Source organism: Novosphingobium oxfordense, from assembly GCF_044029435.1.
GTDB lineage: Bacteria > Pseudomonadota > Alphaproteobacteria > Sphingomonadales > Sphingomonadaceae > Novosphingobium.
In genome coordinates this window covers 515,086-542,062 of sequence record NZ_CP147008.1, presented here as the reverse complement: position 1 = coordinate 542,062, position 26,977 = coordinate 515,086, and the positions used below count along the sequence as shown (strand labels likewise).

At 66.5% G+C, this 26,977-nt stretch carries 20 protein-coding genes and 1 riboswitch; of the genes, 9 read left to right on the top strand and 11 right to left on the bottom strand.

Annotated features, from left to right (window positions below; genetic code table 11):
- Window positions 1-151: 151 nt before the first annotated feature.
- Window positions 152-1,372, top strand: a complete 1,221-nt coding sequence (locus tag WBP07_RS25405; RefSeq protein WP_395397860.1) for an NAD(P)/FAD-dependent oxidoreductase — start codon at window positions 152-154, stop codon at window positions 1,370-1,372.
- Between the two features lie 56 nt (window positions 1,373-1,428).
- On the opposite strand, the gene WBP07_RS25400 is transcribed toward WBP07_RS25405, so the two are convergent.
- The 3 genes from WBP07_RS25400 to WBP07_RS25390 form a co-directional block, all read right to left on the bottom strand.
- Window positions 1,429-4,539, bottom strand: coding sequence for a glycoside hydrolase family 2 TIM barrel-domain containing protein (locus WBP07_RS25400; protein ID WP_395397859.1), 3,111 nt, complete (start codon window positions 4,537-4,539; stop codon window positions 1,429-1,431).
- Window positions 4,540-4,541: 2 nt separating this feature from the next.
- Window positions 4,542-6,836: a DPP IV N-terminal domain-containing protein gene (locus WBP07_RS25395; RefSeq protein ID WP_395397858.1), complete on the bottom strand. Its 2,295-nt coding sequence runs from the start codon at window positions 6,834-6,836 to the stop codon at window positions 4,542-4,544.
- Between the two features lie 321 nt (window positions 6,837-7,157).
- Complete coding sequence (locus WBP07_RS25390; RefSeq protein ID WP_395397857.1) at window positions 7,158-8,414, bottom strand: glycosyl transferase; 1,257 nt, start codon at window positions 8,412-8,414, stop codon at window positions 7,158-7,160.
- A gap of 154 nt (window positions 8,415-8,568) precedes the next feature.
- Here WBP07_RS25390 and WBP07_RS25385 point away from each other — a divergent pair, with 154 nt between their 5' ends.
- The 4 genes from WBP07_RS25385 (at window position 8,569) to WBP07_RS25370 (ending at window position 13,127) form a co-directional block, all read left to right on the top strand.
- Entirely contained in the window at window positions 8,569-9,246 is a 678-nt protein-coding gene (locus WBP07_RS25385; RefSeq protein ID WP_395397856.1) for a response regulator transcription factor, read from the top strand.
- Complete coding sequence (locus WBP07_RS25380) at window positions 9,243-10,649, top strand: sensor histidine kinase (RefSeq protein ID WP_395397855.1); 1,407 nt, start codon at window positions 9,243-9,245, stop codon at window positions 10,647-10,649. Before WBP07_RS25385 ends, WBP07_RS25380 begins: the two co-directional genes overlap by 4 nt.
- Window positions 10,650-10,838: 189 nt before the next feature.
- Window positions 10,839-12,830 (top strand): protein-L-isoaspartate(D-aspartate) O-methyltransferase, encoded by a 1,992-nt coding sequence (locus tag WBP07_RS25375; RefSeq protein ID WP_395397854.1) that lies wholly within the window; start codon window positions 10,839-10,841, stop codon window positions 12,828-12,830.
- Window positions 12,831-12,965: 135 nt separating this feature from the next.
- On the top strand, window positions 12,966-13,127 hold the full coding sequence (locus tag WBP07_RS25370; RefSeq protein WP_395397853.1) for a hypothetical protein: 162 nt from the start codon (window positions 12,966-12,968) through the stop codon (window positions 13,125-13,127).
- 12 nt (window positions 13,128-13,139) lie between these two features.
- Here the strand turns inward: WBP07_RS25370 and WBP07_RS25365 are convergent, their stop codons facing one another.
- Both WBP07_RS25365 and WBP07_RS25360 read right to left on the bottom strand, forming a co-directional pair.
- Complete coding sequence (locus WBP07_RS25365; RefSeq protein ID WP_395397852.1) at window positions 13,140-13,940, bottom strand: ABC transporter ATP-binding protein; 801 nt, start codon at window positions 13,938-13,940, stop codon at window positions 13,140-13,142.
- Window positions 13,934-14,878 (bottom strand): FecCD family ABC transporter permease, encoded by a 945-nt coding sequence (locus WBP07_RS25360; RefSeq protein ID WP_395398244.1) that lies wholly within the window; start codon window positions 14,876-14,878, stop codon window positions 13,934-13,936. Before WBP07_RS25360 ends, WBP07_RS25365 begins: the two co-directional genes overlap by 7 nt.
- Window positions 14,879-15,030: 152 nt before the next feature.
- Here WBP07_RS25360 and WBP07_RS25355 point away from each other — a divergent pair, with 152 nt between their 5' ends.
- Window positions 15,031-15,900 carry an ABC transporter substrate-binding protein gene (locus WBP07_RS25355; RefSeq protein WP_395397851.1) on the top strand — a complete coding sequence of 290 codons (870 nt, stop codon included), beginning with the start codon at window positions 15,031-15,033 and terminating at the stop codon, window positions 15,898-15,900.
- Here WBP07_RS25355 and bluB read toward each other — a convergent pair.
- Genes bluB through cobW form a run of 4 tightly spaced genes read right to left on the bottom strand, consistent with a single transcriptional unit; the run spans window position 15,887 to window position 21,919 of the window.
- Window positions 15,887-16,522: a 5,6-dimethylbenzimidazole synthase gene (gene bluB, locus WBP07_RS25350; protein ID WP_395397850.1), complete on the bottom strand. Its 636-nt coding sequence runs from the start codon at window positions 16,520-16,522 to the stop codon at window positions 15,887-15,889. The genes WBP07_RS25355 and bluB overlap by 14 nt on opposite strands.
- 2 nt (window positions 16,523-16,524) lie before the next feature.
- A complete protein-coding gene (gene cobO, locus WBP07_RS25345; RefSeq protein WP_395397849.1) occupies window positions 16,525-17,130 on the bottom strand; it encodes a cob(I)yrinic acid a,c-diamide adenosyltransferase in 606 nt (201 codons plus the stop codon).
- A gap of 2 nt (window positions 17,131-17,132) precedes the next feature.
- Window positions 17,133-20,870, bottom strand: coding sequence for a cobaltochelatase subunit CobN (gene cobN, locus WBP07_RS25340; RefSeq protein WP_395397848.1), 3,738 nt, complete (start codon window positions 20,868-20,870; stop codon window positions 17,133-17,135).
- A complete protein-coding gene (cobW, locus tag WBP07_RS25335; RefSeq protein ID WP_395397847.1) occupies window positions 20,870-21,919 on the bottom strand; it encodes a cobalamin biosynthesis protein CobW in 1,050 nt (349 codons plus the stop codon). Before cobW ends, cobN begins: the two co-directional genes overlap by 1 nt.
- Window positions 21,920-22,119: 200 nt before the next feature.
- Window positions 22,120-22,365, bottom strand: a riboswitch (cobalamin riboswitch).
- 351 nt (window positions 22,366-22,716) lie between these two features.
- On the opposite strand from cobW, the gene WBP07_RS25330 reads away from it, so the two are divergent.
- Genes WBP07_RS25330 through WBP07_RS25320 form a run of 3 tightly spaced genes read left to right on the top strand, consistent with a single transcriptional unit; the run spans window position 22,717 to window position 24,841 of the window.
- Window positions 22,717-23,028 carry a hypothetical protein gene (locus WBP07_RS25330; protein ID WP_395397846.1) on the top strand — a complete coding sequence of 104 codons (312 nt, stop codon included), beginning with the start codon at window positions 22,717-22,719 and terminating at the stop codon, window positions 23,026-23,028.
- Complete coding sequence (locus WBP07_RS25325) at window positions 23,025-24,575, top strand: PepSY-associated TM helix domain-containing protein (protein WP_395397845.1); 1,551 nt, start codon at window positions 23,025-23,027, stop codon at window positions 24,573-24,575. Before WBP07_RS25330 ends, WBP07_RS25325 begins: the two co-directional genes overlap by 4 nt.
- Entirely contained in the window at window positions 24,572-24,841 is a 270-nt protein-coding gene (locus tag WBP07_RS25320; RefSeq protein WP_395397844.1) for a DUF3325 domain-containing protein, read from the top strand. The genes WBP07_RS25325 and WBP07_RS25320 overlap by 4 nt, the downstream gene beginning before the upstream one ends.
- Before the next feature lie 5 nt (window positions 24,842-24,846).
- On the opposite strand, the gene WBP07_RS25315 is transcribed toward WBP07_RS25320, so the two are convergent.
- Together WBP07_RS25315 and WBP07_RS25310 are read right to left on the bottom strand one after the other, a co-directional pair.
- Window positions 24,847-25,992: an endo-1,4-beta-xylanase gene (locus tag WBP07_RS25315; protein WP_395397843.1), complete on the bottom strand. Its 1,146-nt coding sequence runs from the start codon at window positions 25,990-25,992 to the stop codon at window positions 24,847-24,849.
- 129 nt (window positions 25,993-26,121) lie between these two features.
- Window positions 26,122-26,895 (bottom strand): multiprotein-bridging factor 1 family protein, encoded by a 774-nt coding sequence (locus WBP07_RS25310; protein ID WP_395397842.1) that lies wholly within the window; start codon window positions 26,893-26,895, stop codon window positions 26,122-26,124.
- Window positions 26,896-26,977: the final 82 nt, after the last annotated feature.

Genomic DNA, 26,977 nt, shown 5'->3' with positions numbered 1-26,977 from the left:
GTGCAAAGCATTGCAGTGCAGCAAAGCGCTGCCGGGGTTGCTTGCTCGTGCCGGGGAAAACGGGAACCATTCGCGATGCGCCGCCTTGCGTGGAAATCATGATGTGTTTATATCGTATACGATCGTATTCAAGCTTTGCAATGGAGTTTTTGTGGTTCGCACAGCAGTCGTCGGCGGAGGGGTGGTCGGCCTGTCGGTAGGGATCGAATTGCTCGATGCCGGCCACGCGGTTGTGCTGGTCGATAATGACGAAGCGGGGCAGGCGGCAAGCTGGGGCAATGCCGGGCATGTCGCGGTGGAGCAGGTGGAGCCACTGGCTTCGCTGGCGGCAGTGCGATCGATGCCGCAGCGCCTGTTCCTGCGCGGCGGCGCGCTGGCTTTTCCGCTGGCGGCCGTGGGCGCTTGGTTGCCCTTCGGTCTCAAACTGCTGGCGGCATCGTCGCCTGCGCGCTTTCGCAAGGGCTGTGCGGCGCTGCGTCCGCTGATGGAGCAGGCGATGCCGGCCTGGACCTCGCTGATGGAACGGATTGGCGCGCCGGACCTGTTGAAGCAGGATGGGCACTTCGTGCTGTGGAACGAGCCGCGCAAGGCCATCGCCGGCAAGGCCGCGTGGTCATCGGCCGATACCGGGGTGGCGCAAGTCAAGCCCGCCACGCCCGGCGAGCTTGAGGCGCTGGGCAAGCTGGGCAAATTCACGGTGGCCGGGGCGATCCGCTTTGCCGGTAGCGGCCAGATCGCCGATCTCGCCGACTTGCGCGATGCGCTGCGCGTGGCCTTCGCGGCGCGTGGTGGCAGGTTGGTCTCCGGGACCGCGACTCTTCGCCGCGTCGGGAATGGCGTGGAAGTGGAAGGCGTCGAGGCCGACCAGGTGGTCGTCTGCGCAGGCGTGCGCTCGCGCGCGATCATGGAAGCGTTGGGCCACAAGGCGCCGATGATTGCCGAGCGCGGCTATCACATCCGCACCGATGCGGCCGCATGGCCCAAGGACATGCCGCCCGTGGTGTTCGAGGAACGCTCGATGATCGTCACCCGCTATCGCGACAGCCTGCAGGCGGCCAGCTTCGTGGAACTGGGCAAAGTCGATGCCCCGGCCGACCCGCGCAAGTGGGAGCGGCTGGAGCGTCACGTTGCCGAACTGGGCCTGCCGGTCAGCGGTCCGTTCCGCCGCTGGATGGGCTGCCGCCCGACTTTGCCGGATTACCTGCCGGCGATCGGGCGTTCTGTGAAGGCGGACAACGTCTACTATGCGTTCGGGCACCAGCATCTGGGGCTGACCCTGGCGCCGATCACCGGCAAGCTGATGGCTGCGATGATGGCGGGCGAGCAGCCGGCGGTGCCGTTGGAGCCGTTCGACCTTCGCCGGTTCGGCTGAAAGTCGAGAAGGGCTTAAAAAGGGGCGGCGGTGCGGAACCGCCGCCCCTTTCTCGTTCAAGGCGCGCCGATGGTGAACGAATAGGTCAGCGGTTTCAGCGCGATGCGATAGGGCATGTGCGCCCGGCCATCGAGATTCCATCCGGTATCGCCGCCCACGCCTGCCTGTGCGGCATCGATCAGCAGCGTGCCGTTGCCGTGCGGGCGAATGTCCGAACTGTGCGCTTGCGATGGCGGCTTCATCGCCAGATCGGCATAAGGGAAGGCCAGCGCGTTCACCGAAAGCGGCTGCGCGCCGGTGACGCGGAAGCCGGTCTTGGCCCCCGTCAATTCGATCCAGCGCACATCGGTCTTGTTGCCCGATTCCTGCGGCCTTGCGTAGTCGTGGAACTGGTCCGCCAGTGCGCCCTGCCACTGGGCGATCAGGCCGCCGGTCTTGCGATCGGCATAAGTCTCCTGCGGCCCGCGCCCGAACCAGCGAACCTGATCGAGCATCGCCGGCGTTTCGAAGGCCAGGCCCACGCGCAGCGGATCGGGCAGGGTGTCGCGCAGCGGCTCGAAATGGACGGTGACGCCCACGGAACCATCGGCGGCCATCGTCCAGCGCGTCTCGGTCTTCACCGAACCCACGCCCATGTCGTGATGAACGACGATGGCATTGCCGTCGCGTTCGATCGCCTCGACACGGCGGTGTCCGGAGAAATACTGCCACATCGCATGGCTCTTGGGCACGCCGGAGCCGACGTCGTTGTCGGTGGGCGAGCGCCAGAAGTTCGGCGCGCCGCCGGTCAGCAGCAGCTTGCCGCCACGCTCGTAGCGGGTGACGAGGCCACTTGCCTTGTCGATCTCCAGCACGGCATCGCCGGAGGCGAGGCGCAAGGTCGAAGCCGTCTCGCTGGGAGCAACGGCACCGGCCGCGACCGGCACCACCGCAGGGCCGGAAAGTTCGAACTGCTCCCAACCGACGACGTGTCCCGCTGGCTGAGTCGGCACCGCGCCGGCCTTGGCGCGGGCGCGCAAAACCAGGATGCGCTCGGCAGAGGCGTCCTTCGCGGCCGGAACCGGCACGATCAGCGGCACGGAGGCACCCGGTGTCACGCTAGGTGTCGCCAATGTACCGCTAGCGACATCCTTGCCGTTCTCCATGACCGTCCAGTCCAGCGTGAAGCGTGACAGGTCGATATGGTCGTGGCGATTGACCACGCGGTAGCCGTTCGCGTCATGCGTGAAGGCGATCGGCGCCTGCACTTTGGCCAGTTCGTAGTATTCGGGATCGGGTGTGCGGTCGGACTGGATCACGCCGTCGCCCACCGGGCTGTCGTCGCCATGCACGCCGGGTGCCTTGGGGTCGGGATCGTAGTCCAGACCCTGGCCCCAGTAAGTGCGGCCGTCCTTGTCCTTCAGCTCCATGGTCTGGTCCACCCAGTCCCAGATGAAGCCGCCTTGCAGCTTGGGATAGGCGCGCATGGTGTCCCAATAGCCTTGCAGATCGCCCAGGCTGTTGCCCATCGAATGCGCGTATTCGCACAGGATCAGCGGCTGGGTGAAGGCTGGATCCTTGGCGTAGTCGATCAGCTTCGGCACATCGTCATACATCGGCGCGAAGATATCGACGTAGCTGTTGGTCGGATGGCGCCAGTTGCTCATGCTCCAGCCGAGGAAGTTGATAAGGCGCGTGGGATCGTTCGCCCGCACCCATTTGCCCGCCGCCTCGAAATTGGCGCCCACGCCGCTCTCATTGCCCAGCGACCAGAAGATGATCGACGGGTGGTTGCGGTCACGCTCCACCATGCGCTCCACGCGGTCGAGGTGCGCGGCCTGCCACTTGGGATCGTTGGCGAGCAGGTACTTCGGGTCGTTGTCGTGCTCTTGCGAGAGGCTGAGGTAACCATGGCTCTCGATATTGGCCTCGTCCATGACGTAGAGGCCATATTCGTCGGCAAGGTCGTACCAGCGCGGATCGTTGGGATAGTGCGACGTGCGCACGGCGTTGACGTTGGCCGCCTTCATCAGCTCGATATCGCGGCGCATCGTCGCTTCGGAAACGACGTGGAAGGTCTTGGGATCGTGCTCGTGCCGGTTGACGCCGCGGATCATGATCCGCTTGCCGTTCACGCGCACTTCGCCGCCGGCGATCTCCACGGTGCGGAAGCCGATGCGGCGGGTGGTCGCCTCCACCAGCTTGCCCTTGGCGTCGAGCAGTTCGACCAGCAGCGTGTAGAGCTGTGGGTCTTCGGCCGACCATGTGCGCACGGCGGGAACGCTGGCATTGAGCGAGACCGAGGAGCCGCTCGCAGTGCCTTCGCGCGTCAGCACCTCTCGCTTGCCGTCGAGCACGGTCGCGCGCACGCGCATGGAGGAAGGCTGGCCGGCAAGGTCGACCTTTAGCCCCAGCGTGCCGTCGCGATAGTCGTTCTCGAGCCCGGCATCGACCGTAAGGTTGCGGATATGCGTTGCCGGCGCGGCGTAGAGGGTGACGCTGCGCTCGATCCCGTTGACCCGCCAGAAGTCCTGGTCTTCCAGGTAGCTGCCATCGGCAAAGCGGTAGAGTTCGATGGCGACGGTGTTCTTGCCGGCATGGGCGAAGCGGGTCACGTCGAACTCGGCGGGAAGCTTGGAATCCTCCGAATAGCCGACCCGTTCGCCATTCACCCAGATGTAATAGGCCGCGCCCGCCGCGCCGACGGTCAGCAGCAGCTTGCGGCCGGACCAGTCGGCCGGAACCGTGAACTCGCGGCGGTAGGAGCCGACTTCGTTGAGGTCATGCTCGATCCACGGCTGGTTGCGCGGGAAGGGATAGCCGCTGCCGACGAAAACCGGGCGGCCGTGCCCTTCGGCCTGCAGGATGCCGGGGACTTTCATCGTCTGCCACCCGCTCACATCGAAGCCGGGCTTGAAGAAGTCTGCCGGGCGCGCCTCTGGATTGGGCGAGAGGTGGAACTTCCAATCGCCATCGAGCGAGAGGTGATAGCGCGACTTTGCGACGTCGCGCGAAAGCGCGCCGGCACGCGTTTCGAACCCCTCGAACGTCGTGTGCATGGGCTCCGCACCCAGGCGGATGACCTCGGGCTGTTCCCATTCGGGCGGCGTATTTTCGGCGTGAGCCGGTGCCAGCGAGAGGCCGAGCGCGAGGCTGCCGATCGCGCAGCCCTGAAGGAGATATCGCATGTTCACTGACCCTGAAGGCTGCGGACGAAGAACGTCGAAAGGCGGCGCGTCACATAGTCGATCGGGCCGGTGGAGCGGCCGACGGTATGTTCGCCGCCGGGCACGACGAGGAGGTCGAAATCCTTGTTCGCGTTCACCAGCGCGTTGACCACCTGCATGGTGGAGGCGGGATCGACATTGCTGTCCTGCTCACCCACGATCAGGAACAGCTTGCCCTGAAGCTTTGCGGCATTGTCTACGCCAGAGGCATCGGCATAGCTCTTGTCGACCGGCCAGCCGAGCCACTGTTCGTTCCAGCTGATCTTGTCCATGCGGTTGTCGTAGCAGCCCGCCATGGCGACGCCGGCCTTGTAGAAATCGGGATGGAACAGCAGGGCATTGAGCGTCGATTGCCCGCCCGCCGAAGCGCCGTAGATGCCGACACGGCTGATGTCGTAGGACGGGTCCTTTGCGGCCATCGCCTTGTGCCAGAGGATACGGTCCGGGAAGCCCGAATCCTGCAGGTTCTTCCAGGCGACGTCCTGAAAGGCCTTGGAACGATTGGCGGTGCCCATGCCGTCGATCTGCACGACGATGAAACCCAGATCGGCCAGCGCCTGCATGCCGATCACCTTGTCCCCGCCCGAATGGTAGCCAAAGGGCCAGAAGGTCTTGGGCACGAAGCTGTCGTGCGGGCCTGCGTAGATGTTCTCGATCACCGGGTACTTCTTGGCGGGATCATAGTCGTGCGGGCGCACGACAAGGCCCCAGATGTCGCTCTTGCCGTCGCGGCCCTTGGCGGTGAAGACTTCCGGCGCGTGGAAGCCGGCGGCGGTGAGGCGGCTGATGTCGCCCTTGGTGATCGTCGCCACCACGGCGCCGTCGCCAGCGCGGTGGAGTTCGCTGACGGTCGGCATGTCCACGCGCGAGTAAGTATCGACGTAGAACTGCATGTCGGGTGAGAAGCGGGCGGTGTGGTCGGCCCGTTCCGGCGTCAGCGGGGTGAGGTTCCGTCCGTCGAAATCGATGCGGTAATAGTGGCGGAAATAGGGGTCTTCGCCCGCGTTCATGCCGCTGGCGGCGAACCAGATCTGCCGCTTCTTGTCGTCCACCTTCACCACTTCGCGCACGACCCAGGCGCCGGTGGTGATGCGGTTCTTCACCTTCCCGGTCTTGCCGTCCATCAGGTAGAGGTGGTTCCAGCCGTCGCGCTCCGAAGCCCAGACGATTTCGCCACCAAGGCCGTTGACGTCATGCGCGAAGCGGCGGTCGGCATAGAAGAAGGTCTTGGCGTCCTCGGTCACGGCGGCGTGGGCGGCGCCCGTTTCGGCATCGACGGCGATCAGGCGCGCTTGTCCGAAGCCGCGCTTGTCGTAATCGAACTCCACGCTCTTGCTGTCGGCCCGCCAGCGCGCTTCGGAAAGCTGGTAAGGATTGGGGAACAGCGCGGGATCGACCACGGTTTGGCGCCGTGCAGCCACGTCGAACAGCACCGGCTGCTCCTGATCGACGGCATCGCCGGGCTTGGGATAGAGTTGGCTACGCAGCGCCGGCTGAAGCTGCCCGTCCGGCGCGGCCTCGACGCGCAGGACGTGACGGGCGAAGCCGGGGCGCACGCGGTAGATCATCACATGGCGGCTGTCCGGCGACCATTCGATCGTCTCTGGATCGTAGAAATTGCCCTCGGTGCCGTCGCTGCTGAGGCGGATGGCTTCCTTGGAACCAGCCCCCAATGAACCGGCAACGCGGACGACGAGGTTGTTGTCCTCCACCGTGGCCTCCCACTTGCCATCGGGCGATAGGCGCGGGTGGTTGTCGGCCGCAACGGAGAGATCGCGCACCACGCCGAAGCCGCGCGGGCGGCGCGGATCGCTCTGGGCCGCGCAGTGGTAGTCGGTGAGCGTGCAGGTCCAGCCGGCATAATCGATCTCGAACGCGATCGTCTGGCGATCACCGGCGTAAGAGAACTGCTCGAACGGCAGGCGCAGCGGATCGACCGACTTGCCCATGGCATCGCCCAGCGCCTTGGCCAGTCGCTGCTGGTCGAACGCGGCGGACTTGGCTTTGGTTTGCATGTCGTAGGTTTCGAACGCGAAGCCACCTTCCACGGTCTTGCGATAGGAGAAGGCGCCGCCATCGGGCGTCCACGTCGCCGGCCAGGCAATCTCGCGCGTCAGGTGTTGCCAGTCCGCCCGCAGCGAAACCGATCGCGCGATCTCCGCCTCGGTCGGCGCGGCCATGGCGGCCATCGGCGGAAGCATGGCGGCGCCGGCCAGCAACAGGGCCGCGAGACGGGAGCGATGGGCGGGGAAGTTCATCGAAGGCAATCCTTGGTTTCTTGGCCATGGTTTTCGTGGCCTTGCCTCGCGTCCGCACCATGCGAATTGCATCCCGCCCGGAAGGGCGAGCGCAATTCGCGTTCGAAGGTGATGGCAGGACCCGATAGCGTGCTGACTGGTATCGTATACGATATTTTCGTTGCGACAACCGGCTTTGTACCCGGCAGGGCCATAGCTTCAAGAAAGCGCAATGCCCTGTTGCGGCTCGCCGCTGCGGCCAGCGCCGATGCAGACAGGAGCAGCGCTGCTAGCGGCGTGCCTGAAAACGTATCTCTCCCCTGTGGGGGAGATGCCTGCCGTTCAGGCGACGGCGGCCAGCGGCATGCGGTCTAGCAGACCCGCTCGCCGGGCTACGATCGTGGCGGCGACGCTTGCGGGCGGGGTCCCTTCCAATCGGGGCGTGCCGTCCGCACCCCAGGCTATGCCCTCTATGGCATAAGCCATGCGCACCTTCTGGCGTGGCAGGTAGGTGGCGTGATCGGCCAAGGCCCGCTCGATGGCGGCGATCGGATCGCATTCCGGCTTTACGACCTCGCCAAGCCGCCACATTGCGTAGTCCTCGCTCTCCTGCCAGTCGGCATCGTGGGCGTCGACGAACAGGCAGGGACGCGGGCGGATCAGGAACTCGTAGACCTGGCTGCTGACGTCGCCGACGTAGAGATCCGCCCCCAGCGTGTAGGTCATGTCGCAACTGCGTTCCGACCCCAGATCGACGATCACGCGGCCCGGAACAGCAAGGCTTTCCCATTCGCTGCGCCGCGCCGGCTTCCACCCCTGCGCCAGCCGCATATGCGGGGCGATGACCAGGTTGTACCGACCGTCGCGGACGACCGCTTCCGCCAACTGGCGACCGAAGTGCTCCAGAGAGCCGTACTTCGGCGAGAAATGCGGATTGTAGAGGATCGTCGGCCGATCGTTGTCGAACAACGGAGCGGGCGATGCGCATCGTCCGATCACGGTAGACAGCTTGATCGGGCCGGTCACCGTGCAGTCCTCGTCGGCGACGACGCCGCTTTCCACCAGCCGGTCGCGATCCTTACGGCCCGCGACCAGAACGTGATCGAACAGGGCAAAACGCCGCTCGAACCCGACGGCGCGGTCGCCGGCGCCGTGCGGAATGTGCAGGACCGGCGGGCAATCGGGGAACAGGCGCGGCAGGATGGTCGAGGTCCGCTCTGCGCAGAGCAGGACTTGCGCGCGATTGATCACTTTGGCCCAGGCCAGCAGCCTTGCGATCTTGGACAGGCTGCCGGGAATGGCCTTTTCGCCGAATGCGGGCAGCGTCATCGCCACCACTGCCGGAAGCGGCTGGGCGATCGAGCGGGCAAAGGCGCGCAGTGCCTCGGCATCGCGGGGGGACGGCACGAACACGGTTGTCTCACCGGGAAACCGGCGCTCCAGCTCGCAAGCGACGGGAACGATGTGCGCGAACTGGTGGCTTCCGCCAATGGCCAGCACATGGATGCGCGACGCTGCCGAAACACCGCCCCGGATGGCCGGGGAGCGGGCGGGCAATATTCGCGTCAGGCTTGCGGAAGCGGCGACTCGCAGGGACATCCAATTGCCATGTCGCCCGCGCGTCTAGGTAGCGTGGCGCTTTCATGTATTTTTGCCCATGTTTCGAAACCGCGCTGCCGGCGCGCCTCGACGCGGCGACGGATAGAGGCTAGGCCTTGTCGATCATTTCCAGCGCGATGGCCACGAACGCCGCATGCACATCCTGCTCGTCGAAGACGATGAGAGCCTTGCAAGGCACGTCGCGAACGGTCTGCGTGCGGCCGGCCATATCGTCGAACATTGCGCGGACGGGCGCGAGGGGCTGGTGCGCGCGACGTGCGAGATGTTCGACGTCATCGTCCTTGACCGCATGCTCCCGTCGCTGGACGGACTGAAGCTGCTGGCCGCGCTGCGCGCCACGGAGGATACGACGCCGGTCCTGATCCTCAGCGCCCTGGGCGACGTCAGCGAGCGGGTGCGGGGCCTGCGGGCGGGCGGCGACGATTACATGGTGAAGCCGGTGGCGATGTCCGAACTGCTGGCGCGGGTGGAGAACCTCTGCCGGCGCGGCGCCAGCGTGGCGGTGCCGGCCAATCACATCCGGGTCGGCGATCTCGATATCGACCTTGCCTCGCACACGGTGGCGCGGGGCGGGCGCAAGATCGCGCTCACTCTGCGCGAATTCCGCATCGTCGCCTATCTGGCGCGCAGTGCGGGGCGGGTGGTGACGCGCTCCATGCTGCTGGAAAACGTGTGGGACTACAGCTTCGACCCGCAGACCAACATCATCGATCAGCACATCAGCAAGGTGCGCCAGAAGCTGTCGGAAGGCGATGAGCCGCAACTGATCCACACGATCCGCGGCGTCGGATACGTGATGCGGCCCGAATGACGCGGCTGCTGCGCAGCCTCTCGTTCCGGTTGGCGATTGCTTACGCGGGGCTGTTCTGCCTGTCGGTCGCGCTGCTGATGGGCGCGGTCTACTGGCTGCGTGTGGCGGTGCCGCTGGACAATGCGCGGATTGCGGTGGACGACGATGCCCGGCAGTACACGCAGCTGATCGAGACGCGCGGGCTCGCGGCGGCCGGCGCCGCGCTGGACCGGCGTGCGCATTCGGGGGCCACGCGCAAGCCCTTTCACACGCTGATCGCGCCGGACGGCGAAATCCTGACGAGCAATCTGCCCAGTTGGCCCCGCAAGGCCGCCGGCGGCCAGATCATGATCGAGGCGGACAGTTTCAACGACGGGTTCGAGATCGATCACAGCGCCCTCGTGCGCGACCATGTGTTTGCCGATGGCACACGCCTGCTGATCGGGCGCGATGTGGAGGACATCGTGCGCGAGAAGGAACTGCTGCAGATGGCGGCCTTCTGGCTGTTCGGCGGCACGGTCGTGCTGGGGCTGACCGGCGGCTGGCTGATGAGCCGTGCCATCGGCGCGCGGATCGAGATCGTCACTTCGGCGGCGCGGCAGGTGATGGAGGGGGACCTTTCGGGCCGCGTGCCGCTGCGCGGCACCAATGACGACTTCGATCGCCTGAATGAGACGCTGAACCTGATGCTCTCACGCAACCAGTCGCTGTTCGAGGCGGTACGCAGGGTGTCGGACAATGTCGCCCACGAACTGCGCACGCCTCTGGCGCGGCTGGTGGGCAAGCTGGAAGAGATCGAGGAACGGGCGGGCGAGGATGCGGAGATGCGCACCGCCATCGAGGAGGCGATTGCCGAGGCACACCGCCTGCGCCGGATCTTCGCGGCGCTCGTCCGCATTTCGCGGCTGGAGGGCGGCCGGCATGCACTGAGCCTGCAATATACCGACGTTGTGCAATTGCTTGAGGACGTGGTCGAATTCTACCAGCCCGAGGCGGAGCGTCGCGGCATCGAGCTGGTGTTGGAGGCGGAGCGCCCGATGGTCGCCGATCTCGACCTCGATCTGGTGTTCCAGGCTATGAGCAACCTGCTCGACAATGCGCTGAAATACGTGCCGCCGGGTTCCCGGATCGTGGTGAGCGCCGCCTTGGGCGAAGTCCTGGCATTGACCGTTTCCGACAACGGTCCCGGATTGGCCCCATCGGAGTTCGAACGCGTGAAAGAGCAGTTTTTCCGCGGCGAAGCCGCCACTGGCATGGCCGGCGAAGGGCTGGGCCTCAGCATGGTTTCCGCCATCGCGCATGTGCATGGCGGGGACCTGCTACTGGCGGATAATGCACCGGGCCTCATGGCGACTTTCGCGTTTCCGCCGGGCGCTGTCACGGGCATCCGGAAGCACGACGGCAACGGCGAGCCGCATTCCTGATTCGCTGCCGCAGAGGCGTTCCTGCACGCCCGCGGCGTGCCGTTCACCGACGGACAACGCGGATATCCCGCATGGCTGTCGCAAATTTCGCAGAGTCCGGCTCGTACGGCATGGCGGCGGCCCGCCAACTTCGTTTGCATTCTGTCTGCCGGATTTTCGGCCGATGCGGCTTGAAGGAGGGCGGAAACGATGCAGATCGAGGAATCCGGCCGCCCGATCGGCGAAGCGGTGGACGTCCATGCCCAGCGGCGGGCCGAGATGGTAGAGCGCCAGTTGCGCGCGCGCGGGATCGCTGACGAAGGGGTACTGGCGGCCATGGGCAGGGTGCCGCGAGAAACCTTCGTGCTGCAGGGGCTGGAACCCGCGGCTTATGACGATAGACCGCTGCCGATCGCTGCGGGGCAGACGATCTCGCAGCCTTATGTGGTCGCGCGAATGCTGGAGGCGGCCCGCATCCGCCCCGGGGATCGGGTGCTGGAAGTGGGGCTGGGCTCCGGATACGCGGCGGCGGTGATGAGCCGCATCGCCGAACGCGTCTATGCGATGGACCGGCATCCCGACCTTGTGGAACAGGCGGAGCGGACGCTTCGCTCTCTCGGCTGCCACAATGTGCAGGTCGGCATTGGCGACGGCTCCGTCGGCTGGGTGGAAATGGCGCCGTTCGACGTGATCGTGGTGTCGGCGGGCGCTCCGTCGGTGCCGGAGGGTTTGCGGTCGCAACTGGCCATCGGCGGCCGGCTGGTCATCCCGGTGGGCGGCACCGACATGCAGGACTTGCTGGTGATCGAACGGCGGGGCGACGGGGACTATTCCTGCACTGAACTTGGCGGCGTTCATTTCGTGCCACTGGTCGGCAGCCAGGGATGGCGGCCCGACGGGCTGGCGCCGGCTGATCCCGCGGCGCTCCTGGCCCGCGCGGCGCGGCCGCTGGCGCCGCCGTCAGCGCCGCGCTTTGCCGAGGCTTTCGACTTTCTGGGCGATGCGCGGATCGTCTGCATAGGCGAGGCGAGCCACGGCACGCATGAATTCTATGCGAGCCGCGCCGCCATAACGCGGCACCTGATCGAGCGGCATGGCGTCCGCTTCGTGGCGCTGGAGGCGGATTGGCCGGACGCCGCCGTGCTTGACCGGATCGTGCGCCAGCGGCCCGGTGGGGGCGATGAAGAGGATGCCTTCGCGCGTTTCCCGACGTGGATGTGGCGCAACCGCGAAGTCGCCGAATTCGTCGGCTGGCTGCGCGATCACAACGCGGCTCTGCCCCCCGACGAGCGCGTGGCCCTGCACGGGCTGGACCTCTACAGCCTCAATGCCTCGATCCGGGCGGTCGTTGCCTATCTGGAGGGCGTCGATCCCGCCGCCGCCGCGCTTGCGCGCGAGCGTTATGCCTGTTTTCAGCCCTGGCAGCACAACCCTGCGACTTATGGCCGCCAATCGGTCGGCGAAGGTCTGGCCCTTTGCGAAGAGGCAGTGCTGAGCCAACTGCGCGACCTTTTTGCGCGCAGTCGGGACTATGCCGCGCAGGACGGCGAGGACTATCTCGACGCCCGTCAGAACGCGCAGCTGATCGCCTCGGCCGAAACCTATTATCGCGCGCTTTACCGTGGTTCGGCCCAGAGCTGGAACTTGCGCGACGAACATATGTTCGACACCTTCCTCTCCCTGACCGAGCGTCATGGCCCTGATGCGCGGGCGATCGTCTGGGCGCATAACAGCCATATCGGCGATGCGCGCCATACCGACATGCGGCGGCGCGGAGAGCACAACCTGGGCCAGCTCCTGCGCGAGCGTTTCGGCGCGGAAGTCAGGCTCGTCGGGCAGGGCACGCACCGGGGCCGCGTGGCCGCCGCCAGCGACTGGGGCGGGCCGATGGAGATGAAGCCGGTCACCCCGTCGGCGGAAGGCAGCATCGAGCGGCTCTGTCACGATGCAGCCGTCCCGCGCTTCCTGATCGACCTGCGCCGTGCCGACGAAGCGGTGCGCGAACTGCTCTCCAAGCCGCTGCTCGAACGCTATATCGGCGTGATCTATCGGCCGGAGAGCGAGCGGCTCAGCCATTATGCGGTCGTGCAACTCGCGCAGGAATACGATGCGTGGATATGGTTCGATGAGACTGGCCCGGTCGATCCGCTACCGGTCGAGACGCGCGCGGCCGGCAGGGACACCTTCCCTTTCGGGCTGTAATCCGGCGGGCGCCGAAAACGACTATTCTATTTAGTTGAACGTTTCCCGCAATATTATAGCGGTTTTCCTGAAGTTCCGAAAAGCGCATTTGGCGGGTGCGCCGCAGGAAGCGGCAACCCATGCAGGAGCGGTGCGATGACCCGGATGATCGAAACCCTGAACCAGCGTGCACGGCCCTATGCGGACCTTGCGCAACCCGTCATCGTCGCGCTCGGCACGGCGGGGCTTACCGGCGGCACCATGGCGGCGATCGGCCTGCTGGCCGACCGCGCGTTGCGCCGGCGCCGGGCTGCGTGAACGGCTGCTCTCCTATTCCGGGATGGCCTCCGGCTTTGCGCGATGCCGCGCAAGCGGCACGATCAGCGGAGCGCCCTCGAATTCCCGGCTGAAGCCGGTAACGCCATAGACGTCGCGCAGGATCTCGTCGGTCAGGACCGTGGCCGGGGTTCCATCGGCGATCAGCCGGCCCTTGTCGATCACCAGCAGGCGATCGCAGTGCCGCGCGGCAAGATTGAGATCGTGCAGCACGGCCAGCACCAGTGCACCTTCGCGCGCCTCACGCGCCAGCATTTCCATCACGTCGATCTGGTGACCGGGGTCGAGCGCGGCCAGCGGCTCGTCCACCACCAGCGCCTCCGCCCCCACCGCAAGCGCGCGGGCAAGTAGCGCGCGGGCGCGTTCGCCGCCGGAAAGCTCGGTGGCGACGCGCGCGGCGAGATGGCTGACGTCGGCACGGGCCATGGCTTCGTGGATGGCGGCAAGGTCTTCCTCCGCGATCCGCGACATCGGGCCGAGATGGGGCAGGCGGCCAAGCGCAACCAGACGCTCCACGGTCAGCGGCCAGTGTAGCGTCTGCCCTTGCGGAAGGTAGGCGATGCGCCGGGCGCGTTCGCGCGGGGGCACGCTGGCAAGGTCCTGCCCGTCCAGCGTGACGGTCCCCTCCTGCGCGTCGATCAGGCCCACCAGAGCCCGTACGAGCGTGGACTTGCCCGCGCCGTTCGGGCCGATCACGCCCACCAGCGTGCCGGGTTCGAACCGGGCGGAAAGGCCGTGCAAGACGTCGCGGCGCCCCAGCCGGACCGAAAGGTTTTCGGTGGAGATCGTTACCACAGGCGGCGCTCCCGCAGGAGATGGAAGAGAAAGACCGGAACACCCAAGAACGCGGTCACCACGCCCAGTTTCAGTTCGGCATCGGTGGGGATAAGGCGCACGAGAATGTCGGCGGCGGTCAGTAGCACCGCGCCGCCCAAGAGCGAGGGCACGAGCAGGGCCGAAGGGCTGCGATCGGTCAGCGGACGGATCAGGTGCGGCACGATCAGGCCGACGAAGCCGATCGAGCCCGAGACCGCCACGGCGCCGCCCACGCCGATGGCAACGCCCAGCATCAGCCGGCGGCGCGTCCGGCGCAGATCGACGCCCAGCGATCGCGCCCCATCCTCCCCCAGCGACAGCGCGTCGAGCGCGCGGGGATTGACCAGCAGCAGCGCACCGCCGACCACAACGCAGGGCAGGGCGATCCATACGTGATCCATCGCTCGGTTCTCGATCGAGCCGAGCAGCCAGGACATGATCTCCATCGCCGCAAAAGGATTGGGCGCTAGGTTGAGCGCAAGGCTGATCCCGGCCCCCGCCAGGGTGGAGACGGCGATACCGGCCAGGATCAGGCTCAGCGGGCTCTCGGACCGTCCCGCCAGAGTGAAGAGCAGGGCAATGGACGCCAGCCCGGTGACGATCGCGAGCAGCGGCAGCATGACCGGGCTCCATTCGGAAATTCCGAAATAGAGCGCGATAACCGCGCCGAGCGCGGAAGCGTTCGAGGCGCCGAGCACAGAAGGTTCAGCCAGCGGATTGCGCAGATAGCCTTGCAGCACCGCCCCGGCGAGCCCGAGCATCGCGCCGACCATCAGCCCGATCAGCGTGCGCGGCAGGCGAAGTTCGAACAGGATCGCACGCGCCACATGGTCTCCGCCGCCCATGGCCGCGATCATCCGGCTCCACCCCAGCGATACCGGCCCTACTCCCAGCGATGCGAAGGCCACCAGCACCATGGCGATGGCCAGCAGCGAGATCAGCGCGCGATTGCGGGGCGGGAGAGAGGGAGAGGGGCGTGGCGGCGACAAACTTGGCACGATAACCTCGCATGCGATCGGCTACCCGTCACGCTTGTGTCCCGGGTCCGTGTTGGTAAGGAGCCCATGGCATGGGCATCGGAAAAATCCATCGCTATCTTCAGCTTGTCTTCGGCCTGCTGCTTGCCCCCGTTCTGGCTGGGGTGCCGGGTGCCGCAGTGGAAAGCGCCGTGCCGCATCCGCAGGCCGCAAAAGCGCGCCCGCACAAGATCGTCTCGCTCAATCTCTGCGCCGATCAATTGATCGTGGCGCTGGCGGATCGCAGCCAGATCGCGGGCCTGACGCGCTATGCAACCGACCCTGCGATGTCCGACGTGGCGCTGGCCGCGAAGGGCCTGCCGGTGTTTGGCGGTTCGGCGGAGGAAGTGCTGGCGGCTGCGCCGGACCTCGTGATCGGCATGCCGGCGCGGCGCAATTCCGCCATCGCGGTGCTGAAGAACCAGCACTATTCCTCGCTCGATCTCAAGTCCGCCAACGATTACGACGATATTGTCGCCTCGATCCGCGATGTCGCGCGCGCAGTGGGCCATCCCGAGCGCGGGGACGCGATGATTGCGCGGATGAACGGTGAACTGGCCGGTCTGCGCAAGTCCGGCCGTGGCAGGGTGGCTGCCTATTACCAGCGGCGGGGCTATCTGACCGGCACGGGGACGCTGGTGGACGATCTGATGACCCGCGTCGGCCTCGTGAACCTTGCCGGTAAACTGGGCAAGCCCATGCTTTCGCAGATGAGCCTTGAGGAAATGGCGGTGGCCCATCCCGACTTCATCGTGGTGGACAGCGCTACGCAGAAAATTGCCGATCAGGGCACCGAGATGATCCATCACCCAATCCTGGCGGACATCCCCCGGATCGCCATCCCGCAGGCCTGGACGGTCTGCGGCGGGCCGGCCTACGTCAAGGCGGCAAGGACGCTGGCTGAGCAGATCAGCGCTCGCTGACATTGGCGCGCCAGTCCAGCCGGGCCTGCCAGCCGCGTCGTTCCAGTTCGGGCACCACGTCCGGCTCCACGGGATGACCGAGGCAGAGCAGGGCGATGAGGCGCCAGTCCTGCGGTACGTCCAGCAGTCCGGCGATGTAGTCCGGCTTTACCACCGAGACCCAGCCTAGCCCCAGCCCCTTGGCGCGCGCGGCCAGCCAGAGGGTGTGGATCGCCAGCACCACCGAAAACCTCCGCGTTTCCGGCATTGTCGCGGCGCCCAGGCCGCCGCCGATCGGCGTGGCATCGTCGCAGAACACGGCGATCACTTCGGGCGCTTCGCGCATGCCGTGGAGCTTCAGCGACGAGTACGTCGCGCGCCGCTCGTCGGTCATCGCTTCGCCCGCACGGACGACTTCCGCATCGGCGTGCGCGGCCAAACTCTCGCGCAGTTCGGCCGAGCGCACGCGCACGAAGCGCCAGGGCTGCGAATTGCCCACCGATGGCGCCAGCTGAGCGGTGGCCATGAGTTCGGCCACCGTGTCCTCGTCCAGCGGATCGCGGCGGAAATGGCGCACGTCTCGCCGCCACGCCAGCAGCGCGGTGAGTTCGTCCTGAAATTCGGGGCCGAAACGGGGCGGCATTCTTAGAATTCGATGCCGGCCTGCGCCTTCACGCCAGAGCGGAACGGATGCTTCACCAGCGTCATCTCGGTCACGAGGTCGGCGGCTTCCATCAGCCCTTCGGGCGCGTTGCGGCCGGTGACGATCACATGTTTCATCTCATCGCGCCCGGTCAACACCTGGATCACTTCGTCGAGCGGCAGGTAATCGTAGCGCAGCACGATGTTAAGTTCGTCCGCCAGCACCATGTCATAGGCGGGATCGGCGACCATGCGCTTCACTTCCTCCCACGCCTCGCGCGAAAGTTCGATGTCGCGGGCGCGGTCTTGCGTGTTCCAGGTGAAGCCTTCGCCCATCGGCTTGAATTCCACCTGATCGGGGAAGGCGTCGAAGACGACCTTTTCGCCGGTGGTCATCGCGCCCTTCACGAACTGGACGACGCCCACTTTCTTGCCGTGGCCGATGGCGCGCACCACCATACCCAGCGCAGCAGTGGTCTTGCCCTTGCCCTTGCCGGTGTGGACGATCAACAGGCCCTTTTCGACCGTCTTGCCGGCCATGATCTTGTCATGCGCGGCCTGCTTCTTCTTCATCTTCTCGGCGTGCTGTTCATCGGTACGCTGCACCATGGTCATGCTCCAGAGAGTTCAGCGAGCATAAGGCCCGCACTATTCGATCGGGGTTTCCAGAGGCCGCGCTCCAGCGCTTCGGCCAGGCGCGCTGCTGTTTCGCGCAAGGCCGCCGGGTTCGCCTCGGCCATGAAGTCGCGCACGGCCTCGTCCTCTATGAAAGCGGCGTGGACGGCGTCGAAGTGGTGGTCCTTCACCGCGTGGGTCGTGGCGGCAAAGGCAAAGAGGTAGTCGACCGAGGCGGCGATCTCGAACGCGCCCTTGTAGCCGTGGCGCATCACGCCGGCGATCCACTTGGGATTGGTGACGCGCCCGCGCACGATGCGGCCGATCTCGTCCTCCAAGGTGCGGACGACCGGACGCTCCGGGCGGCTGTGGTCGTTGTGATAGCTGAGTGGCGCGCGGCCCTTCAGATGCTCGACGGCGGCGGCGATGCCGCCTTCGAACTGGTAGTAGTCGTCGCTGTCGAGCAGGTCGTGCTCGCGATTGTCCTGGTTCTGGACTACGGCATCGACGGAGGCGAGGCGGGCGGCGAACAGCCCGCGCTCGGCATCGCCTTCTACGCCGCCGCCATAGGCGTAGCTGCCCCAGTCGAGATAGACGTTCGCCAGATCGCCGCGCTCATGCCAGATCTTCTCATCGATCATGGCCTGAAGCCCGGCTCCGTAGGCGCCCGGCTTCGATCCGAAGACACGCGCGCCGGCGCGGCGGGTGGCCTGCGTTTCGGCCTCGCCACCATCAACGAGTGCGGCGGCTTCGGCGCGGTGGCGTTCTGCGGCGGGATTGTCGCCCAGCGGCTCGTCCAGTGCCATCACGGCGCGCGCGGCGCTGTCGATCAGGTCGATCTGTTCGGGGAAGGCATCGCGGAAGAATCCGGAGACGCGCAAGGTCACGTCCACGCGCGGACGGCCGAGTTCGGCCACGGTCATGATCTCGAAGCCGACCACGCGGCCCGAAGTCCAGTCCCAGCGCGGGCGTGCGCCCATCAGCGCGAGGGCCTGCGCGATGTCGTCGCCGCCGGTGCGCATGTTGGCGGTGCCCCAGGCGGAAAGCGCGATGGCCTTGGGGTATTCGCCCTCGCGCTGGAGGTAGTCCTCTACCAGCAGGTCGGCGGACTTGCGGCCCAGTTCCCATGCGACGGCAGTGGGGACGGCGCGGGTGTCGACCGAGTAGAAGTTGCGGCCGGTCGGCAGCACGTCGGGCCGTCCGCGCGTCGGCGCGCCAGAGGGGCCGGGCAGCACGAAGCGACCGTCGAGACCCGCCAGCAGCGCTTCGGCCTCACGCGGGCCGCAGAGGTCGATGCGGAGGGCGAGGTCGGTCTGGATGGCGTGGAGGACGGCGGCGGTTTCGCTGCCGAGGTTTCCGCTCGGCGTATCGACCAGTTCCGCCGCCAGGAGTTCCAGTCTCTCGACGGTATCGCCATGCGTGCGCCACGGCTCGTCCGAAACCGCTGCCAGCGCCTTCGGCCGCGCGCCGTCCCAGCGATCGCCCATGCGGCAGTCGAGCGGATCGAAGTCGAGCCCCAAGTCGATGGCCATGGCGCGCAGGAGCGAGGCCTGTTCCGCATGATCGTATCCGCGCGGCGTGCGGGCCAGAGCCACCAGCAGGTCGCGCCGCAGCCGGCCCTCGGGCGACCGGGTGAAGACATGCAGGCCGTCGCGGATCTGCAATTCCTTCAGTTCGCACAAGTAGTTGTCGATGGCCGAAAGAGCGTCGTCATCGTCGCCGCTGGCCCCGGCGTCGCGGTCGAGGCCGTGGCTGCGCGCAAGGTCTAGAATGTCGCGCCGCAGCCGATCGAGGCGGCGCGGGTCCATGCCGGCGGCGAGGTAGTACTCGTCCACCAGCGCTTCCAGCTGCTTGAGCGGGCCGTAGGTCTCCGCGCGGGTGAGAGGCGGGGTCAGGTGGTCGATCACCACGGCGCTGATGCGGCGCTTGGCCTGCGTACCTTCGCCGGGGTCGTTGACGATGAAGGGATAGAGTTGCGGCAGCGACCCGGCGCAGATCTCCGGAAAGCAATCGCGCGAAAGCGAGATCGCCTTGCCGGGCAGCCATTCGAGATTGCCGTGCTTGCCGACGTGTACAAGCGCCTGCGCCCTGAAATCCCGCGCCAGCCAGATGTGGAAGGCGAGGTAGGCGTGCGGCGGGGGTAGGGCCGGGTCGTGATAGCTGGCCTTGGGATCGATGTTGTAGCCGCGCGCGGGCTGAACGGCGATGGCGAGCTTGCCGAAGCGATGGACCGGCAGGCGGAACGCGCCGTCGCGGACGAAAGGATCGGCGGAAGGTTCCCCCCAGCGTTCCAGCATGGCCGTCCGCGCGCTTTTCGGTACTGCGGCGAAGGCGGCTTGGTAGGCCGAGAGCGGCAAGGAGACTTCGCCGGGGCGGTCCAGCGAGGTGAGGTCGTTGGTGACGCCGCCGGTCATGATCCGCATCAGCGCCGCGCCGTCGCGAGGGGCGTGTCCGATGTCGTAACCGGCCTCAGCCAGCGCGGCGATGATGGCGGCGGTGCTGGCCGGTGTGTCGAGGCCTACGCCGTTGCCGATGCGCCCATCGCGGTTGGGGTAGTTTGCCAGCACCAGCGCCACGCGGCGTTCGGCCGGGGCGCTGGTGCGCAGGCTTGCCCAGCCGGCGGCGAGGTCGGCGACGAAGGCTACGCGGTCCGGCGCGACGCGGGGGACGACGATGCCGCACTGCGTCACTTCGTCGAAGCGCTCGGCCGCCTTGAAGGCGACGGCGCGGGTAAAAATGCGGCCGTCCACTTCGGGCAGCGCCACGTTCATCGCCAGATCGCGCGGGCCCAGACCGCGCGCGGCGCCCTGCCAATCGGCTTCCTCCACGCCCGCGAAGGCGACTTGCAGGATCGGGCAGTTCGCCTTTTCCAGGATGCCGGGCTTGCGGTCGTCGCCTGCGGATGAGGAGGCGAAGCTGGTGGCGTTGACGATCACATCGGGCGCCACTTCGCCGAGCAGGCCGCCCAGCCAATCCACCGCGAAAGGCTCACGCAAGGCGCGGACGTGGACGGCGGCGACATTGAAGCCGCGTTCCCGCAGCGCCGCGATCATGGCGTCCACCGCGTCGAGCGTGCCTGCGATCATCAGCGCGCGGTAGAACACCAGCAGCGCCAGTGGCCGGCCTTCGACCCAATCGGCCTGCACGTCCGCAAGCCCGGCGCGCTCAGTGCCTGCAAGATAGAGCCCGGCGTCGGCCACCGGCACGGGATCGTCCGGCTCTCCCGCATCATGGCCGATGGCCCGTGTGGCGGTCCGCAGGAAGGAGAGGGCATTGGCGGTGCCGCCCTGCCGCAGATAGTCGCGCAATTTCTCACGCATTTCGGCAGGCAGGGTGGACGCGCGATCGAGCGCCGGATCGGCTTCTCGCCCATCGGCTATCGCGGCGAAGGCAATGCCGTTCTCGCGCGCGACGCGGGCGATCTCGTCGATGCCGTAGCCCCAGTAGCTCTTGCCGCCGAGCAGGATCACGCAGACGAATTTGGCGTGCGCGATCACTTTCTCGACATAGAGGTCGATCGAGTAGGGATGGCGCAATTGCAGCAGGTTGGCGAGCCGAACGCTCGGCGTAGAATTGGGGGGCGCGCCCTCCGGCAATCGCGCCGCCGCGCCGGCAAAGCAGGCAAGTTCGCTGTCCGCCACGGTGAGGATCACCATGTCGCCGGGAGACTGGTCGAGGTCGATCGCCTCCTCGCCGTTGGAGATCGTCCCCGGCGTGGCGGACAGAAGGTGCATCAGGCGTCCACAGTACCAAGAACGTCTGCCAGGCCCGCCTCGATGGCGGCGCGGTCCAGACCCTTCTGGCCGATGACGACAAGTTGGGTGCGGCGCGCTTCCTGCGGCAGCCAGGCGCGGTCATAGAAGTGCTGGATGCGTGGGCCGACGGCTTGCACGACAAGGCGGCTCGGCTTGCCGCCCACCGCGACCATGCCTTTCACGCGCAGCACGTCATGCTCCGCGATCAGGTCCTTCAGGCGCGCAAGCAGTGCATCGAGATCGGCAACATCGCCGCCGGATACGACGAAGCTGTCGAAATCGTCATGGTCGTGATCCTCGTCCAGCCCGTCGATGTGCGAGGGGCGGGAATCGAGGTCGTCCTCGGCCGCTGCGGTAATGCCCAGCAGCGCGGCGATATCGACTGCGCCGTGATTGGCACGCACGATCTTCACGCCGGCGCGCGTTTCGGCCAGCACCAGCGTTTCGACATGGGCGAGAGCTTCGGCATCGACGAGGTCGGTCTTGTTGAGCACGACCATATCCGCGCAGCCCAGCTGTTCCTCGAACAGTTCTTCCAGCGGGCTTTCGTGATCCAGCATCGGATCAGCGGCGCGCGCGGCAGCAAGGGCGGCTTCATCGGTGGCGAAGCGGCCGGCGGCCACGGCATCGGCGTCGATCAGGGCGACCACGCCGTCCACCGTGGCGCGGGTGCGGATGTCGGGCCACTGGAATGCCTTCACCAGCGGCTTGGGCAGGGCAAGGCCGCTGGTTTCGATGATGATGTGATCCGGCTTATTCTCGCGGTCGAGCAGCTTCTGCATGGTCGGCAGGAAATCGTCGGCGACGGTGCAGCAGATGCAGCCGTTGGCCAGTTCGACGATGTCGTCTTCCGGGCAGGCTTCGTCGTTGCAGCCCTTCACCAGGTCTCCGTCGACGCCGACGTCGCCGAACTCGTTGATGATCAGCGCCAGGCGGCGGCCCTTGGCGTTCTGCAGCAGGTGGCGGATCAGCGTGGTCTTGCCGGCGCCCAGGAAGCCGGTGATGACGGTGGTGGGAACTTTGCTCAACGGTCTTCTCCCGCGCGCCGGTAACTCGAAAGCGGGCGGAGCGTCTCGCCGCGTCCGGATGCCCGAAACGCGACGCCCGGCTGCGACGACGGACAGGCGCGCGGGCGCCCGACGTGGCATGCCGTTGCGGCCCCGGCCGCATGCATCACGTCGCTCAGACGGAAGAGTTACCGTGCCTTGGCCATTCCCTGGACCCGGGCAAGAGCGACATCGACGCCGGCAGGTCTCCTGGCTCACGGGTCAGGGCACGATGCACGGCCTTCCCAGGCCCCGCATGATTTAGCGTCCGGCCCAGTGGCTGCGGCGAACACCTTGTTCCGCCGCCGATGTGCATCGCGCTCGCCGCTTACAGTTGCAGGGACAGCCTCGGATTCGAGCGGCAACGCCGCTCCAACCGTGTTCCCGTATTAAGCCCCTTGCGGGGCACCGGCGCGATATTTGTTCGCCGCTGCCCCGTTTGCGGGCGGTGGCGGACGGCCATGCTCCTAGCCGTGGCGGGGAAGCGCCGCAAGTCTGGAAGCCGGACGGCGGCATCGTCCCGGCGCGTTGACGGCGCACGGCCGGTTGCGACTGGAAGCGGGCGGCGGAACGATCGAATGCAATTGACTCGCAAATCCGCCCGGCCTAGCACGCGATGTGAATGCGAATAGTTCGCAATAGCATGAATATGGGGTGTTTGAGCGGTGAAATCAATGGCTTCCGGCACGGCCCCACCCGCTGACCGCGAGTCTTGTACGTCGGGGCGCGTGGGCGGATTCGTCCGTCCTGCGCAGAGCCGGGCTTAGGCACGCGCGGCCATGGCATCGCAAGCGAACCGCATCGGCAAGGGTAATCTGGCAGCACGGCTGCTGGCCGCGATTCCCGCCAATTACGCCCTGACATCACTGGCTACGGCATGCATCGCCCGGTTGCTGGCGCACGGTCTTTCGGTGCAGCCGGCCGAAGCGAGCGTGGCGGGCACGTTGCTGTCGTTCGCCATTTTCGCAGTGCTGGCGCTCTTTGCGTTCGGTATGCGGTCGATCGCGCGGCTGTGGCTCTGGATGGCGGTTTCAGGCGCGGCGATGGCGGGCTGGCTCTGGTTTTCGTTGGAAACCGGAGGGCGGCTGTGAAGGATAGTCTGCGGCAATCGATGGCGTTGGTCCATACGTGGTCGGGTCTCGTGCTGGGCTGGCTGTTGTTCGCGATGTTCGCGACCGGCACTTCCGCCTATTTCCAGGACGAGATCACGCGCTGGATGCAGCCGGAAGTCACCGGCGATGCCGATCCGGTCAAATCCGCGCAAGGCGCCGTGGAGTTCCTGCAGCGCACCGCGCCGGATGCAACGCTCTGGTATCTCACCCTTCCCAATGGCCGCAGCGCGACCACGCAGCTTTTCTGGTCTCCTGCAGCCGAAGGCAGCAGCCGGACGCAGGCCGTGGTCGACGAAAGCGGCCGCGAGGTTACGGCGCGAGAGACCCGGGGCGGCTACTTCCTCTATCGCTTCCATTTCGACCTGCACTACCTGCCGGTGATCTGGGCGCGCTATCTGGTGGGCATCGCGGCGATGTTCATGCTGGTGGCGATCCTGTCCGGCGTGATCACGCACAAGAAGATCTTCGCCGATTTCTTCATGCTGCGCTTCGGCAAGGGGCAGCGGTCCTGGCTGGATGCGCACAACGTGACGGCCGTGCTTGCCCTGCCTTTCCACTTGATGATCACCTTCACCGGGCTGGTCACGCTGATGGCGATGTACATGCCCTGGGGCATCCTGGCGAACTACGCCGCGCCTGATACGTTCCAGGCGCAGGTCTTCGGGGACGCGCCGGTGGTGGAGCGCAGCGGGAAAAAAGCGCCGATGGTCGATCTCATCCCGCTGATGAAGACGGCTTCGGCCCGCTGGGGCGATCGCCAGGTCGGCTTCGTTCGGATCAACAATCCGGGTGACGCCACGGCCACGATCGAACTGACGCGTGCATCGGGCCAAGCGATGGGATCGCGCGGCGAAGTCCTGACGTTCGACGGCGCGACCGGCCGGGAAATCGGCGCCAGCGCATCCAAGGGGGCGGCGCTGGCCACCGAAAGCGTGATGATCGGCCTGCATACCGGCCGCTTTTCGGGAATCGCGCTGCGCTGGTTCTATTTCCTCAGCGGGCTTGCCGCGACGGCGATGGTGGGAACCGGGCTGGTGCTCTGGACCGTCAAGCGGCGCCAGCGCCTGCCGGATCCGAGCCGTCCGCACTTCGGTTTCCGACTGGTGGAGCGCCTGAACATCACCGCCATTGCCGGCCTTGGCGCGGGCATTCCGGCCTATTTCCTGGCCAATCGCCTGCTGCCCACCGGCATTCCGGACCGCCCGGAATGGGAAATCAACACCCTGTTCCTGGTCTGGCTGGGCGTGCTGCTCTGGGCGCTGGTGCGGCCGCCGCTGCGCGGCTGGATTGAATCGCTGTCGCTGGCGGGCCTGCTCTATGCAGCGGTGCCTTTCGTGAATGCCTTCACCACCAACCGGGGGATGCCGGTCAGCCTGATGCGGGGCGACTGGCTGTTCGTTTCCTTCGATCTGGTCATGCTGGCTTTCGCGGTGGCCTTTGCGACTGGGGCCGCGAAACTGTCCGCCCGATCGCGGCGGCAACCTTCCGATCGCCCGGTTCGCGGGGAAAGGGCGATGCAGGCATGAGCCATTTTCTTGCCATCCTGCTCTCGCTGGCGGGCTTCGTTGCGCTGGCCCTGTCGATGACCCGTCACCAGCGCGATCTGGCAGGGCGAACGCTGGCAAAGGAGCGGGCTCTGGCCGCCCGCTATATCGGCGGACTGCTTCTTACTGCTGCCTTCGTTCTCGATATCGGTGCTTTCGGTGGAGGATACGGCACGGTGGCATGGTGCGCGCACCTCTCGATCGGGGCCTGGCTCACCGTCGCCTTGCTGCAGTGGCGCAAGGCCTGAGTCGATCAGCGCCGGGGCGCATGCTCCAGTGCCGAGGCAATCGCATCGTACATCGGCTTGGCCCGAAGGTCCTCTCCGTACGGCGCCCCGCGAATCTGCAAACCGTCGGTGCGACGGCTTTCGGCAGGATAGGCAGCGCGGTTCATATCGCTGTGCCGGTCGGTCAGGGCCCGGGTCACCACCGTGCGGACATTGGTGAAGTCCAGCGTGAGATCCAGGTAGCCCTTTACGTGGGCGGCCACTTGCGCGTCGCGCGTTGCCGGATCGTCGCTTGCAATAAGGCGGTCCGAACAGTCTAGCTCGGTAATCAGGACCTCCAGGCCCATGCCCCGGATTTCCTGCAGGAAGGCGTGCCAGCCCGGCTCGTCATGCGGGCGGCCGAGGGTCTCGCCAAGGTGGCTCTGGATACCCAGCGCGTCGATCCGCACGCCCCGCGAAAGGGCGCCGTCCAGCAGGCGCAGCACGCCGGAGCGGTGGCGGGGATCCTTCTCCCAGCTCACGCCGGCGTTGTAGACCGACTTGGCCCAAGGCATGCATTCGTTCACCAGACCGAAGGCAATGTCTAAGAATGCTTCGCCCAGGATGCGCGTGAACACGGAATCGGCCAGCGTGCCGTCCTGCGGGCGCAATGCCTGGCTCACGCAGTCCCAGCTGTTTACATGCGGAAAGGCCTTGGCCAGGAAATGGGCATGGCGGCGCATCAGGCCCACCAGCTTGCGGCCGCCGGCCGGGCGCAGATCCTCCTCCATCGCGACGATCCATGCGGGCAGCCTTTCATCGTCGTTCCAGACGAAAGTGTTGCCGCGGATCGTCATGCCGTGGGTATCGGCAAAGGCATTGATCCGCCGCGCCTGCCGGTAATCGTAGATGCCCCGTTTCGATTCCAGCCACTTCCACTTGAAGTCGCTTTCCGGCGTGATGACCGAACAGTCGCGCATCAGCAGGTGCTGGTAATCGGGTTCTTCAAGATAGCCGGCCATCACTGCCGTGCCGAAGCGAAGGCATCGCTTTCGGGCGATCCCGTCGAGGCCGAGCGGGCGTTCGGCCTCGGCGGCAAGGGCGTGTGGGGGAAGGGCGCGTGAGGGAACGATCGGGAGTGCCATCGCGCCGCCGATGGCTGCGGCAGACAACATGGTGCGTCGATCGATCACGGGCTCTTGTCCTGAGCAACGGATGAGGGCGCGCGGCCAGCTACCTACCGTTTTTGCCTGACAATGCCGTGATGGTGCAAGGGCTTGCGGGTAATTACCGATATCGGCCGGTGCTACTACCGGACCGTACTAGGCCGGTAAATGGAGCCGGGCGAAGTCCCCCTCGGTCGATCGGCCGAGCATGGCGCGATATTCGGCGAAATGCGCCATGTCCGGCGTCGTCAGGCCCAGCGCGGCATCCTCTCCCTCCGCCAGCTTGCGCAGGGCAAGCGGGGCGGCGGCGGGAATGAGCTGCGATCCGTTGCCCACTTCCAGCGTGGTGAGAATGCCGAACAGGGCGCCGTCGATTGTGGGGCGGGAGAGGATGGCAAGGCGGTACTGCCCTTGCTCGTTGGTCACCAGGTAGATGTGCCCGGAAAGGTTGGGCATCGAGACATGGCCCGCCTGTTCGAACCGTGCGTCCGATCGGCCGGATTCGGCGAAGACCAGGCAGGCCTTGGCGGCATCCCAGCGGATCGTCGTCAGATAGGCGAACAGGCCGCCGGGTGTTCCAAAACTGGGGCGCAGGGTCAGGTAGCGGCCCTCAAGCCAGGTCACGGCCGAGCGGGCATAGGCGCCCAGCGTCTCCGATGCGATATCGCCGCCTGACGGTTGCGGGGCGATGCTTTCCGGCCGCAAGGTGACGCCCAGCGCCTCCTCGATCCGCAACAGCGTTGCCAAAGTGAAGGGGCGCTTGCCGGCCAGCGCCTTTTCCAGCGTGGATAGGCTGATCCGCGCCATGTCCGCCAGTGCCTGGCGCGAGATGCGGCGGCGCGCGATCTCCTCCCGCACGAGGCGGGCAGTCTCTGCATTCTCGGCGGAGAGGGGGGCGGAATCGGCGACATCGGGTTCGGGCGTAATCATGCCCGCCTATTTCCGCACAAATGCGCACATCCCGTCAATGGCTGTCAGTGATCGGTGCGCAATCCCGTACGTTCCGCACATG

Coding starts and splice junctions, on each gene's coding strand:
- cobO (WP_395397849.1), bottom strand. CDS start 17,130: ATGGTGCAGCGTACCGATGAACAGCACGCCGAGAAGATGAAGAAGAAG.
- WBP07_RS25370 (WP_395397853.1), top strand. CDS start 12,966: ATGACCCGGATGATCGAAACCCTGAACCAGCGTGCACGGCCCTATGCG.
- WBP07_RS25390 (WP_395397857.1), bottom strand. CDS start 8,414: ATGTCCCTGCGAGTCGCCGCTTCCGCAAGCCTGACGCGAATATTGCCC.
- WBP07_RS25320 (WP_395397844.1), top strand. CDS start 24,572: ATGAGCCATTTTCTTGCCATCCTGCTCTCGCTGGCGGGCTTCGTTGCG.
- WBP07_RS25395 (WP_395397858.1), bottom strand. CDS start 6,836: ATGAACTTCCCCGCCCATCGCTCCCGTCTCGCGGCCCTGTTGCTGGCC.
- WBP07_RS25375 (WP_395397854.1), top strand. CDS start 10,839: ATGCAGATCGAGGAATCCGGCCGCCCGATCGGCGAAGCGGTGGACGTC.
- WBP07_RS25310 (WP_395397842.1), bottom strand. CDS start 26,895: ATGATTACGCCCGAACCCGATGTCGCCGATTCCGCCCCCCTCTCCGCC.
- cobN (WP_395397848.1), bottom strand. CDS start 20,870: ATGCACCTTCTGTCCGCCACGCCGGGGACGATCTCCAACGGCGAGGAG.
- WBP07_RS25330 (WP_395397846.1), top strand. CDS start 22,717: ATGGCATCGCAAGCGAACCGCATCGGCAAGGGTAATCTGGCAGCACGG.
- WBP07_RS25385 (WP_395397856.1), top strand. CDS start 8,569: ATGCACATCCTGCTCGTCGAAGACGATGAGAGCCTTGCAAGGCACGTC.
- bluB (WP_395397850.1), bottom strand. CDS start 16,522: ATGCCGCCCCGTTTCGGCCCCGAATTTCAGGACGAACTCACCGCGCTG.
- WBP07_RS25355 (WP_395397851.1), top strand. CDS start 15,031: ATGGGCATCGGAAAAATCCATCGCTATCTTCAGCTTGTCTTCGGCCTG.
- WBP07_RS25400 (WP_395397859.1), bottom strand. CDS start 4,539: ATGCGATATCTCCTTCAGGGCTGCGCGATCGGCAGCCTCGCGCTCGGC.
- WBP07_RS25380 (WP_395397855.1), top strand. CDS start 9,243: ATGACGCGGCTGCTGCGCAGCCTCTCGTTCCGGTTGGCGATTGCTTAC.
- WBP07_RS25360 (WP_395398244.1), bottom strand. CDS start 14,878: ATGGTGCTGGTGGCCTTCGCATCGCTGGGAGTAGGGCCGGTATCGCTG.